This is a genomic window from Acidovorax sp. KPB24-03, from assembly GCF_057546605.1.
Genome location: NZ_BAAJYR010000836.1, coordinates 1 through 769, shown reverse-complemented (window position 1 = coordinate 769; position 769 = coordinate 1). Strand labels below are relative to the sequence as shown.

The following is a 769-nucleotide window of genomic DNA, read 5'->3' as shown; positions in this document are numbered from 1 at the left end:
CACGGCGCCCGCCATGGCCTCGGCATGGCCCACGCTGTCCAGGCCCTGGCGCACGGTGCCGAGCATGCGCGTGACGGTGCCGCCCAGCCGCTCGGGCTCGGCCGCGGCCACCTCGGGCTGGGCGATCCAGAACAGCTCGGGCACCAGGGCAAGGTAGCCGCCGGGGTCGCCATCGGCACTGCCGGGGTCGTCCATCTGCGCGAGCGCCACCACGTCGGCCCAGGGGCCGGCGGCGAAATCGAGAATGTCCCGGGGCACCTGGTCCGCCCCCGCCAGCGCGCGGATGTCGGCCGCGATGCGCTTGGACAGGGCCTCGCGCTGCTGCACGCGCAGGGCGGCCTGCCGCTCGGCCTCCTGGGCCTCGCGCAACTGGCGCTCCTGCGACGCCCAGGCCGATTCGAGCGCGGTCAGCACGGTGGCGAAGGTGTCGGCGTCCTGGCTTTCGCTGGTGGCCAGGTGGCTCACCGCCTCGTCCACGAGCCGCATGAAGCGGTCGAAACGGGGGTCGGCATCGGATTCGAAGTCCAGCGCGCGCTGCGTCAGCTCGTCCAGCAGGCGGCGCGCGGGGTGTTTGTCGTCGGTGAAGAACCGCCGGTCGTGCCGCACCAGCTGCTTGATGGCGGGCCGCAGGTTCTGCACGGCCCGCTGGATGGGCGGGGGCAGCCGCTGGTCCTGCGCGATGTTGTCCATCATGCGGCTCACCACCTCGGTGGCCGTGCGCGACGGCGAAGGCGGCGCGGGGGCCGCGACCGGCGCCGGGGCCGCGACG

The 769-nt window shown here is 74.5% G+C and carries 1 protein-coding gene; it reads right to left on the bottom strand.

Annotation, left to right across the window (positions count from 1 at the left end; translation table 11 throughout):
- The coding region (locus AC27KI_RS26340; RefSeq protein ID WP_487116818.1) for a DUF1631 family protein at positions 1-705 on the bottom strand (705 nt) is incomplete at its 3' end.
- Positions 706-769 lie beyond the last annotated feature (64 nt).